Here is a 9,999-nt window from a genome sequence, read left to right on the forward strand (position 1 = left end):
AGTCCAACTACTCAAAGCCCTGGCAGCCTATACGCCATTCAAAAGAGCCGAGCTTAACTCAGCCAACGAGGGCTGTTTATTGACGAACTGAACCTTGAGCCATTCGGAAATGGCCAGATAGTTGGACGGTAGCAACCTGCATAGCGTTGGCCTTTGATCATCCGACAGCCAACCATGGGCGTTACCCGCACGCTGGCGAATCGCTGGATCATTAGTGATGTACGTCTTGGCTCGCCCACCAAAATGGATCGTCTTAGGATCTGGGAGATCCACTATAAAGGCGTCGCTTGCGGAAAAAAGGGTCTGCCTGATCAGTCCAGGCAAAAAAGAATCGCCTATCAGCACGTTCAACTCACTGCTGACAAAAAAATCTATTTGACTGAGCGTCCCTTGAGTGAAGTCGTTCGGGGCCGACAGCGCGCCTTCGATGCCAATCTTTATATCCAGTTCAGGGTGTTCAACCCTCAACCGGTTAATGCCCATCAATGCCTCCAGGTCATGCTCTTCATTATTGAGAATAATGGCATCACAGGCAGCGATGTTTTTCGCAAACTCAAACTGAGCAGCATCAATTCGCCCTTGCAGGTGCAAACGCTCAAGAACACCTTGCGGTAGCTTCTGGTAAAAGCCCTGAACACAGCGAGGATCATCCACGCGGATAAACAACTTGTTCTTTTGTGGGGTACTACTAAAACGCCCTTGGTAGGCCGAAATAACCCGGTAGTAGACCAGTTCAGTCGTCATACCGTAGACGCCGGTCAGGGCGACAGCGTTCAACTGATGCGCCAGAACTTTTGAAAACAGAACCTTATCGTTTTCACTGTGGGTAATAGCCACCCCCACACACCCGGAGTCATTGGATCTTTTGGCGCCCAATCTCGACAGAATGCTGTCCAGGCTACCGGAATCAATCGCCTCAGCGGTCCAAGGAACTGCCTGAAAAGCTAGATGTCCGCACGCCTGTGCACGCTCTATAAAAGAATAATCCAGATTATCTTCCGAGAGCGTCAGGACATGAGGGTACGCCAGGCCAAAATGACTACAAAACTCATCCCCCCGGCTCCAGCGACTTTTGAAAGCCTTAAACAACCCGTCTTTCGCAGGCTGCCGGGCAACCTTGCTTTCCAAGCTCTCTGTGCTGCCTGGCACCTGGCGAATGACTTTCTCACCCAAGACTAATGGCGCGCATTTATTGCGGATCTTGGTGGTCAACTTGGTGAGCACATCACCAGGACCGATCTCTACGTACTCATCGACCTCCAACCCCATCAAGTAACGAACGCTGTCCAACCACTGCACTGGGCTGTACAGTTGCTTCACCAGTTGGTTCTTCAGCATTTCATTCTGATGGGGCAAACCGGTGACGTTACTGATCACCGTTTTATTCATCGGTCGAAACGTGAAAGGCTCGAGAAACCGCTCAAAATCTTGTGCTATCGGCTGCATGTAGCGCGAATGAAAAGGTGCCCCCACCGGAATAGGAATGTAGGTGCCCGCCAGCGAGTTGATAATGCCTTCAAACGCCTCCAGCGCCTGATGCGGCCCTGCAATCACCAACTGATCCGGAGAGTTGATGTTTGCAATATCAATGCTGGTAATGCCGTTATCGTTGAGCAGTTGCTGCAGATCCTGAGCTTTATAATTCAGGATCACGGCCATGGAACCGGCATTCGCGGAAGACATCAATTCCCCGCGGTGCTTGACGATGCGCAGTCCCGTTTCAAAGTCAAAGACATCCGCGGCGAACAGCGCCGCATATTCTCCCAGGCTGTGCCCGGCCAGGAACTCGATCACCACCTCGTTATCTTCCCGATAGGCGAGGTACTGCAATGCACACACGGTATACAGCGCAGGTTGCGTGTACTGTGTTTTGTTCAACTGCTTCTGTGGGTCTTCCAGGCACAGCTGCTCAATGGAATATCCCAGAATATCACTGGCGATTTCAGTCTGCCGACGGAAACGTTCGAACAATTCACGCCCCATGCCCACTCGCTGTGAGGCCTGCCCCGGAAAAACAAGGGCAGTGTTCTTTGCTGGATTATTGCCGACCACGCTTGTTCGAGTCTTTTCCATAGAATGATTTACCAAGGTAGTGTCTTGAGGCCCGGGTTGAGCGATAGCGCTTTCGCTATACGCCTTTGCAAGGCGCTTTAGGGTCAGCACGCCGGCCTGGTATTGAGTCGTGTCGTTACTCATCAAGGACATCAGCGTCAGGCTCACAGGGACCTGCTTTGCCCTGAACGCACCCAGATGCTGTTTGACAAATCCATGCAACGATCCGGAAGGACTAAGATCAACATACACAGGCGTCGCGCCTGTGGCGCTTGCCTCTATCAAGTCGATGGTGTCTGCAAAGTTGATGGGGGACTCAACGATCCCCCAAAAGTGCTCGGCGTCAATCACACGACACCGCGCAACCGTTGCACAGGAGTAAAAAGGCAGCGTGAATGCCCCGGTTGTGTACTTTTTTATCGACGCTAAAGAAGCCGCTTTTAACGGGCGTATGGCAGGCGAATGAAAGGCGTAGTCCACAGCGATCCGCTGATATAAAAAAGCTCGTTGCTGGCAGCTCTTTTCCAACGCATCAATCACCCACGTATCTCCCGAAAAGGTGACGTGTCGTGAGTGATGCACACCCGCAACAGCAACTTCAGGAAACTCGGCGAGCAGTGCGTCCCTTTCATCCGGGGTAATCAATGCCGACAGCATGCCGCCTTTCGGCAACTTGCCTTGTCCTGCAAACTGCTCGATCAATAAGGCTTGATCACAGATTGCAGCCAATAAATCCGTATCCGAAATGGCACCGGCAACACAAGCGGCAATGAACTCCCCCAAACTCGTGCCGATCACCGAGTCAGCGGTGATCCCTTCAGCAGCGAGGGTTGAGACCAGTGCCAGTTGCACCATCACGATGCTCGGATGAGTGAACGTGATAGAGGAGAAGTCATCGCTGCGAGACTTGTCTTTACGATAAATCTCCGCGATTACCGATTTACCCAGTATGCGTTGGCCTATCAGATCCAGCCGCAGCATGGCTTCACGAAACGTTGAATGCGTCAGGAATAGATGGCTCGCCATCTGATAGTAATGACACCCCTGCCCGCCGAACATAAATACCCTGTGCAGGGGATAGACCATCCCCTGGTTCAGCGGCGAGGCGGTGTCTCTGGCGAGCGCATCGGTCCTGACATTCATTGCATCAGCCCTCCACGTCGGTTTCTAACACTTCTTCAATCTGGTCGCCGTGCTCAGCCACCAGGTACTGTGCCAACGACTGAATGGTGTCGTGCTCGAAAAACACCACCACAGAGATCGCCAGCCCCAGACGGCTGTTGATCAACTCACACAACCCAACAATGCTGATCGACTCGTAGCCGTTCTCAGTAAACGTTGCTACAGGACTAAACGAAGCTGACTCCTTGTCCAGCAACTCCGAGGAGATTGAAACCAACCAGGAAACCGTTGCCTGCAACTCGTCACTGGCGCCATCAAACGAATAGGCTGGCTGTTTTTGCGCGACCGCTGCCAGTGGCGCAGGCGATGCAACGGGAGGTTCCACGGTTACCTGCGGTTGAATGACTGGCGTGTTGTCAGCGAGAGTTGCGGCCTTCCAGATGAACGCGAATTGCTCATCCGAATGGTTTTTGTCCAGGGCGTGAATAAATGCAGTGGCAATGTCATTGGCCGCGTTGCCCTCCACTTCCAGCGCTACGGTCTTGCCTTCGCGGTAACCACTACCCTGCAACGCCGCGCGATAACGAGCAAAGGTTTTTGCCAGGGTGTTGAGCTGTTTACTGTCGTGTTCCTCGACGGTCATGACGATGGAGAACGATTGCAGCTGGGAGTCAAATGAATAGGTCGCCTCATCTAGGTTAATCAGTGCCGCGAGATGACGAATAAGCGCCTTGTCTTTCAACGGTTCCTTATGCTGCTGAACCTTGTCATCGGCCGGAACAATGTAATGCACACCCTGGACATCGCCCAGTTGGTCTTTTATCAGCAACAGTGCATTGAACACGGACTTTCTATCATCAAGTTCAGCCGCGTAGTAGCCGACTTTGGTATTGTCCAGGCTGTTCTGAAGTAACCCGATTTGCTCATCGATGTCTGGCGCTGAAAGCGCGTCACCCAGGATTGCGATATGGCATCCGCTGGTTTCATCATCAATCGCACGAATCACACTTTGGCCCACCTCATTCAAGCCGTTTGCCAGGACATAGACACCGTTGTCATTGAGTAACGAGCCTGATTCCGGCTGGCTGACTTTCTGCACGCTGCCGGCATAGATACTGTCGTGGGCACACAGGTATTCAGCGATGTGAGTCTGTGTGTCTGCTGCACGGTTGATCAGCGTCGAAATGTTGGCAAACGAGCACAAGGCTTCACAGTAAATAATCGTCAGTTTGACATTGGCAGCACCCAGCACGTGCTGTTCCAACGCCCCGGTCAATGCTGCATAGAGTTGATACTGGCGATCGAACGGCATGATGATTTGCAGGTGCAAAGGCTGAGTGCTGTCCGCCAGCCAGGCTTTGACCTTCTTCGCCAGTTGGCGTGAGACGGACTTGGCCAGATCAGCGAAAGACTGGGCAAAGCCGTTCGGCAGGACTTGCTGCCATTCTGAAGAGCCGGCATCGAGGCCGCAGGTCTCCAGATCTCGCTGGAAGTAATCCAGGGTGTCCAGGCCAACGACACAGATTTTCGTATCGGCCTGCGCCAGTTTCGGATGTGGGCTCACGTCCACCTTGTTCCAGCGATGAATAAACAACGACTTCGGTTCGGCGGTGACTTTTTCGACCGCCACCGGTGCCGTAATGACCGGCTCGCCAACCACCGGCTCAACGGTTTTCTGAACAATCTTCCCTGCGACTTTTTCAACGACCGGTTCAACCATAGCGGCTACGGTTTTCACCCGCTGCTGCACAGGGGCTGCCTCGACTTTTTGAGACACGCCGGCCGTGTGGTTGCCCATCGGCAACCAATGACGGTTTTGTGAGAACGGGTAGGTCGGCAGGCTGATACGTTGCCCTCTTTTCCCCAGCAGGCCGCCCCAGTTAATCACCACCCCTTTGGCCCAGAGCGCGACGATGTTCTGGTATTTACCTTGCTTCAGCCATTCAGAAAGAATCAGCTCAAGGGAGTTATCCTCGTACAACAGCTTCGCTGTGGCGTCCATCTCGCCGGCATAGCAGACATGCAGCGGGGATTTGCTTTTTTTATCATTCAGGAATGCATCGAGGTTGTCTTCAAGGTGCTCGATGGAGTCCGCCAGGAAGCTCAGGCGGTACGGCATTTGAGTGCGGCCGGTTTGCAGCGTATAGGCAATGTTGCCCAACCAGTATCGTGGCTGGTTGTTCAGGGAGGTGTTGTGCTGAGCGTTGTAGTGGATGTAGCCCAGCAACTGCGCAGCTCTCTGGTGTAGCGCCTCCTTTGATTTTGCGGACAACACGATCAGTTCCGGGTAATCCATCGTGTAATTGACCTGATTCGACACTTCCTCGTGCTCTTCGATGATGAAGTGCGCATTCGCACCGCCCGCGCCAAAGGACGACAGGCCGGCAATCCGCTTTTTGACCTCTTTATTCGGCAGACGCCAATGGGACAGCAACTGGGGGATCGAGAAGGAGGTTTTTTCGATCTGCAGGTTTTTATTAATTTTCTTCGAGTGGAGCGAAGGGACGATTTGCTGGTATTTCAGTTGCAGCAGAATCTTGGTCAAACCGGCCATGCCTGCGGCACTTTCGCAATGACCGATATTCGATTTCACCGAGCCTACCGAGCAGAACTTACCTTGTTGTGCCGAGTCTTGATCGATGGAAAACGCCTGCCTCAGCCCATGAATTTCGATGGCGTCGCCCAGATTGGTGCCCGTACCGTGCGCTTCAATGTACGAAATGTCCGCAGAACGAATGCCGGCCTGTTGGACCACTTTTGAGATCAGCTTGCTGTGAGCTTTCGGGCTTGGAACGGTATACCCATTGGTCTTGCCTGCGTGAACGATCAGCGACCCGGTAATCACCCCATAGATGTGGTCGCCATCGCGCAGCGCATCCTCGTAGCGTTTCAACAAGACCGCACCAACACCTTCTCCCGGTACATAGCCGTCTGCACTCTCGGAAAAGCTCGCACATTTACCGGTCTGCGAAAGGTCGCCGCCCTGTTTCAGCACACCATATTTGTTGGGATGCAAGGTCAGATTGACCCCGCCGGCAATCGCGTAATCAATCTCCCCAAGCTTCAACGCAGAGCATGCCAGGTGCACGGCGGACAGCGATGACGAACACATGCTGTCTATGGCGACGCTAGGGCCTTCCAGGTTCAGGATGTAGGAAACACGGTTGGCAATGGAGGCAAAGCTGTTGGAGATGGCCTGCCCTTCGTACAGACCTTTAGCCGTTTCGCTGTGCAACTGATACTCCTGGTACATCGCGCCGACATAGACACCGGTGGTCATGTCACTTTCGGCCAGGGACTCTTTGGTGTAGCCCGCATCTTCCAGCACCGAGAAGGCACATTCGAGGAATTTGCGCTCCTGAGGATCTGTCAGCAGCGCATCGGTTTCACTGAAGTCGAAGAACTCCGCGTCGAACTCGTCAAAGCCGTCAATAAAGCCGCCCTTGAAATTTTCCGGATTTTCGACCCGATTAAAGCCGGTTTGCTCCCACCTTGCCTTGGGCACTGAGGTCACCAGGTCACGACCTTGCGACAGGTTTTCCCAGAACTCGTCCAGGGTCCGCGAGCCAGGGTAAGTACCATTCAGCCCGATGATCGCGATATCGCCGGAACGACGGGGTTCAGGGTAGGTTTCCTGGAAATCAAACACCTGAGGCAGTGACGCCGACGGGGCGTCAACCTCTTGAAGGGAGAATGCGCCCAGGTCGATCACGTCAAACTCAGTAACCGCAGGTGCGCTGGCAGGGGCCTGGGTGTGAGAAGCAACGGCAACCGGGGCAGCACTAGGTGGTTGTGCATCGCTGAAATCAATACCCAGCAACGCCGCCAAGGCCTGTTTATCTTGCTCGATAAAGTAATCGATGATGCCTTCGACGCTATCAATATCAAACAGCAGGGAACTGCTGACCTGCTCGAAATGCTCACGCAGTTTATTGGTGAGGGTGACGACCAGGATAGAATCGAATCCCAGTTTTTCGAGGGAGAGGTCCAGCGCGATTTCATCGACAGGAAGCTGAACGACGTCGGCGATCAGATCAGTGAAAAACGCCTGGCTCTTGGCTTTCAACATTGCAACGTTGACAGCCGAAGGGGTATTTGACGGGGTATGCATGGAGGACTCGTTCCCTGATGAATGACTGGATCCGGACTCAACGACCTTGGGGGCAAGGGACGCGGCGTGCTTTTGCGCACGCATCAACATCACGAACTGCCCCATGTCGTGGGCCAGCTCGGCGGGGAACTGCGTAGAGCCGTAACCCACTTGCAGGGCGGTGTTGTGCCACGTGGCAGGCTCCAGAACCGGAGAGCCCGGCACCCTGATGTGATCGTCGTTGTACAACCACCAACCGTCGAGGAAACCAAACGTGAGGTGGTTGAACAAGGTATTGCGGCTGAGCTCGTTGACGATCAATGAGCCCTGATCTTTCAAAACTTCCCAGACCCGGCGAATCGAGGCGGCAATGTCACGGGTGGCGTGTAACACGTTGGTGGCAACTGCAATATCGTAGTAATCACGCTGCAGTGGTTGGTCATCAACCGACTTTTCTACGTTGAAAATCTCGTAGCGCAAGAATGGATTGCCTGGCCCGTATTCCCGCTGGGCATGAAACAGAAACGACTTCGAAAGGTCGGTGTAGCAGTACTCTGCGATGTTGGCGTGAAACGGCGCCAGGTGCTTGAGTAACACGGCGGTTGTACCGCCGGTGCCAGCGCCCACTTCCAGAATGCGAATTTTCCGCTGAGGGTCAGCGGCCAGCAGCGTGTTGATTTCGTCAACCACCGTCCTCGAAAGCACCAGGTTGAAGTAGTCAGCAACGCGGTTGTTTTTATAGATACCCTCGACCATGCGCATCGAAGAGTCAGGGAACATGATGTCGGTGGCCTTTATTTTCCCGGTCAGTATCTCCTTGGTATGGATCAGCAAGGCTTCAACCAGTTTGACTTGAGCGGATTTATTTTCATCCAGCAGCCATTCAACTTTTGCGGTGTTCCAGGAGAGCCAGGCTGCGCTGGCATCGCTCTCAGGAAACTCTGCCGTTTTGCTGAATTGACCGGCGTCGTGACGAAGGTAGCCTTGGCGCACAAGGCTCATCAGGGTCTCCGTCAACCAGCGCGAAAAACCTGCGCGAATATCGGTCTTGCGAAGCACGTTTTCAACGGAAAACTCAGTACCGGAAAACACGCCCAAGGTTTCAAGATCGGCAGCGACGATCCGGCAAAGGTAGCTGTCCATGTCCTCCAGGTAAAAAACGCCTTCCTCCCTTAGGGCCATATAGTGTTCATTCCGATACACATATTCCATCATACAGCCCTCCACGACATCGTTATTTAACTGAGTTGTTGATTGCACAAAACCAAATTCTGTAGTGTTCTGATGAAGTGTCACCTTATCTATCAATGTTATTTTTTCTGGATCGTAGGCAGCGATAAAACTGGCCTGTAAATGATCCCCTGCAATCAACGCCTCAAAGGCCAACATGCCGATGGTTGGGTTGATTGACGCCATCCCGCTTTTTTCCAGCACCTTTTGATACGACGCATCACTGACAATGCCGACGGTTCCCCAATACCCCCAGTTCATGGTTTTGACATGGGTAGTTGCGCACTTGGCCCGCAAGTAATGGGCAAAACTGTCTTTAAAGGTGCACCCCGCAGCGTAATTACTCTGCCCGGCCTGGCGAGCAAAGCTCTGGATCGAGGAATAGAAGGCGATGAAGTCGAGGTCTAGATCGGCAAAGTAATTTTCGATGTTTCGGCAAATATCCACTTTCGCAGCAAGGGCCGAACTAAAGGTTGTTTCAGACATATTGGCAACCGTCTTGTCCTCCAGGACGATTGCCGAATGAATAATGCCGTCCAGCCGGCCATATTGACGGAGGATGGTGTGTCGTAATTGCTCCATTTGGTGTGGCTGGGTGGCATCAACCGATACGTACAGGGGAGCACGACCGAGTCTCTCCATGGCACGCAATGAATGACGGATTTCATCATTAATGGCTTTTCGACCTGCCCAAATGACTTGGCTATCGTGCCGTTGCAAAAGACTTTCGGTCCAGGCCTGGCCCAGGCCACCGGCACCACCGATGATCAGATATACCCCGTTGTCACGGTAGATCGGCTTGACCGGCTCACTGCCGTTTTCAACCGGCAACACCTCCAGGTGCTCGGCATACCATTGATCGTCGCGGCAGCAATACGTCTGTCCTTTGACTTTTCTTTTTTCAATGCCTTGCGACGAGCGCACCAGCGAGGGGTTTGAGGTCGCACGCGCCACAAAGGCGTCATCGACATCAAGCAAGCTTATCGTCCAATGGCTGTATTCTTTCGCAGCGGCACCGACAAACCCGTGCAACCCGGCGTTGACCGCTGTGTTAGTGCCTTCGTTGTTGACATTGAAGTTATTCTTGGTGACGACCGTGATCGACAACCTGACTTCATCAGCCTTTAATTCCAGCAACGCCTTGAAGAACCTGAAGAAGATTTTTTCTTCGATACCATACTGTAAACTTTGATCCTCTGCGTGCACAGAGACATCAAGGCTACCGCCGATCCAGAGGATACTTTTAATCGTTCCCGGGATGTAGTCCGCCAGTGTCGCGGTCATACGTTCCAGCGTATCCAGCGCAGTAAAGCTGCAGTGAGCCTGACCGCCAACCAACGACAATAATCTCTGCCTGTTTGGTGACACACCCGCCGCAGAAGTAACTGGAATAATAACCAGAACGCTTTCATCGGTCGCCAACGACGGGCTGCCCGCTATTGGCCGCCAACGATTAACGGCATAAATGTTATGCACGGCATTGCTCATATCAAACCTTCTACCCA

2 protein-coding genes are annotated in these 9,999 nt (G+C 53.2%); both read right to left on the minus strand.

Going from position 1 to position 9,999, the window contains the following annotated elements:
* Positions 1–27 precede the first annotated feature (27 nt).
* A complete protein-coding gene (fabD, locus tag V476_RS06795; RefSeq protein WP_024959327.1) occupies positions 28–3,195 on the minus strand; it encodes an ACP S-malonyltransferase in 3,168 nt (1,055 codons plus the stop codon).
* 4 nt (positions 3,196–3,199) lie between these two features.
* Positions 3,200–9,982: an SDR family NAD(P)-dependent oxidoreductase gene (locus V476_RS06800; RefSeq protein WP_080278430.1), complete on the minus strand. Its 6,783-nt coding sequence runs from the start codon at positions 9,980–9,982 to the stop codon at positions 3,200–3,202.
* Positions 9,983–9,999 lie beyond the last annotated feature (17 nt).

Source organism: Pseudomonas syringae KCTC 12500 (assembly GCF_000507185.2).
Taxonomy (GTDB): Bacteria; Pseudomonadota; Gammaproteobacteria; order Pseudomonadales; family Pseudomonadaceae; genus Aquipseudomonas; species Aquipseudomonas syringae.